Annotated in this window: 2 protein-coding genes; both read left to right on the top strand. The window is 69.1% G+C overall.

What is annotated here, in order from left to right; translation table 11 throughout:
• Window positions 1–999: M24B family metallopeptidase (locus HUK84_RS15730; RefSeq protein WP_176641124.1), on the top strand; the 999-nt coding region annotated here is incomplete at its 5' end.
• Window positions 1,000–1,170: 171 nt separating this feature from the next.
• Window positions 1,171–2,137: isocitrate/isopropylmalate dehydrogenase family protein (locus tag HUK84_RS15725; RefSeq protein WP_176641123.1), on the top strand; the 967-nt coding region annotated here is incomplete at its 3' end.

The following is a 2,137-nucleotide window of genomic DNA, read 5'->3' as shown; positions in this document are numbered from 1 at the left end:
ATCGACCCGGCGGGGACCGCGATCTGGTTCGTCCAGGCGCTGGAGGCCGCCGGAGCCACCGTGGCGCGGGGCGGCGATCCGTGCGTTGTGCCCAAGGCGCGCAAGAACGGCGTGGAGCAGGATGGCGCGCGGCGCGCCCATCTGGTGGACGCAATCGCGCTGTGCCGCTTTCTGCACTGGCTGGACAGCGAGGGGGTCGGGCGGAGCGAACTGGCGGCGGCGGCACGGCTGGACGCGTTTCGCGCCCTCAGTCCCGATTATCGCGGCGAGAGCTTTCCGGCGATTTCCGGTTCGGGCCCGAACGGAGCGGTGATCCATTACCGGGTGACCGAGGCGACCGATCGGACGATCGGGGCGGACGAGGTCTATCTGATCGACAGCGGCGGGCAATATCCGTTCGGCACCACCGACGTGACGCGCACGATCTGGACCGGGCGGGAGCCGGGGCCGGACGCGGTGCGCGGGCCGTTCACCCGCGTGCTGCAGGGCCATATCGCCCTGGCGCGGGCGCGTTTCCCTGCCGGCACCACCGGCCATGCGCTGGATGCGCTGGCGCGCTATGCGCTGTGGCAGGCGGGGATGGATTACGACCACGGCACGGGCCACGGCGTGGGCAGCTACCTGTCGGTCCATGAGGGGCCGGCCTCGATTTCGCCGGTCCATCGGCCGGTGGCTGTCGAGGACGGGATGATCCTGTCGGACGAGCCCGGCTATTACCGTCCCGGCGCGTTCGGGATCCGGCTGGAGAACCTGCTGCTGGCGCGGCCGGCGGCGGCGGAGGCGAACCGGTCCTTCCTGGCGTTCGAGACGCTGACCCTGGCGCCCTTCGACCGGCGCCTGATCGATGCGGGCCTGCTGACGCCGGAGGAAATCGCCTGGATCGACGCCTATCACGCGCGGGTGCACGACGCGGTGGCGCCGCATCTGGGCGACGCCGAGGCGGCCTGGCTGCGCGCGGCCTGTACACCGCTCGGGGGGGCGCCGCTCGGGGCGGCGTAGCGCCGCATAATGTGACCGGGAAAGGCCGGGGGGCGGCGGGGAGCGGAATTGTCACCCGCCGGCCACCGGCCTACCACGATACGGGCCTCGGCGTGATCGTACCGCCTCGCGAACGGTGCGGGTCATGCCGGATGGCTGTCAGAGATCCTGCACAGAGGGAGAATTTCGACAATGTCCGCTGCTGAAAAGACCATTCCGGCAACCCTGATCCCCGGCGACGGAATCGGGCCCGAGATCGTGGAATCCGTCATCGAGATCCTGGACGCGGTGGGTGCGCCCTTCGCCTGGGAAAAGCGGCTGGCGGGCATGGCGGCAGTCGACGCGACGGGCAACCCGCTGCCCAAGGAGACGATCGAGAGCATCCATCGCACGGGCCTGGCGCTGAAGGGCCCACTGACCACGCCGGTCGGCGGCGGGTTCAAGTCGATCAACGTGACGCTGCGCCAGGAATTCGGGCTGTATGCCAATCTGCGCCCCACCCGCACGATCGTGCCGGGCGGACGGTTCGAGAATATCGACCTGGTGCTGGTCCGCGAGAACCTGGAAGGCTATTACGCCGCGATGGAACATTACATCCCGGTGGGCGACGACCCGCACGGGATCGCGATGGGCGCGGGCTATAATTCGCGCGCCGAATGCAATCGCATCGTCCGCTTCGCCTTCGAATATGCGGTGAAGAACGGCCGCAGGAAGGTGACGCTGGTCCACAAGGCCAACATCCTGAAGCTGCTGACCGGGCTGTTCCTGGAGGAAGGCCGCAAGGTCGCCAAGGAATATGAAGGCCGCGTCGCATGCGACGAGCGCATCGTCGATGCCTGCGCGATGCAACTGGTCATCGATCCGTGGCAGTATGACGTGATCGTCACCACCAACCTGTTCGGCGACATCCTGTCGGACCTGACGGCCGGCCTGGTCGGCGGGCTGGGCATGGCGCCGGGCGCGAATATCGGCGAGAAGGCCGCGATCTTCGAGGCGGTGCACGGCTCGGCGCCGGACATCGCGGGCAAGAACGTCGCCAATCCGCTGGCGCTGCTGATGGCCGCGAACCTGATGCTGGGGCATGTCGGGCGCCAGGACCTGGCCACCCGGATCCAGGGCGCGATCGACGCCGTGGTGACCACCGGCGCGGCGCGGACCC

Origin of the sequence: Nguyenibacter vanlangensis, assembly GCF_013376155.1 — a bacterium.
GTDB lineage: Bacteria > Pseudomonadota > Alphaproteobacteria > Acetobacterales > Acetobacteraceae > Gluconacetobacter > Gluconacetobacter vanlangensis.
The sequence above is the reverse complement of the archived record's forward strand: the minus strand, read 5'-3'. Positions and strand labels throughout refer to the sequence as shown.